This is a genomic window from Gluconobacter sp. GP1 (genome assembly GCF_032913585.1).
In the GTDB taxonomy this organism is placed as follows: domain Bacteria; phylum Pseudomonadota; class Alphaproteobacteria; order Acetobacterales; family Acetobacteraceae; genus Gluconobacter; species Gluconobacter cerinus.
On record NZ_JASGXC010000093.1, the window covers coordinates 1 to 210 of the forward strand.

The 210-nt window shown below is 55.7% G+C and carries 1 protein-coding gene; it reads left to right on the forward strand.

Features of this window, described 5'->3' with window-relative positions; translation table 11 throughout:
• Positions 1-210, forward strand: a 210-nt coding sequence (locus R5H23_RS17200) for a type 4 pilus major pilin (protein ID WP_317216156.1), incomplete at both ends; no start/stop codon positions are given.

Consider the following 210-nt stretch of genomic DNA (forward strand, 5'->3'; position numbering starts at 1 on the left):
ATCAAGCACACTCGGTTTACGGCGGAACAGTCGCCGGTGGTGCGGCGACCTATGCAGCAGTAACCAACTCAAACGCAATCAGGGCAAGCATTGTGCCGCAGTCCATGACCACTGGCGACGGCTCTTACATCGCTGGCCCGTGGAACGGCTCTTACGTCACGCTGTCGGGTTCATCCACCACGTTCTATGAGGACTGGAATAATATTCCTT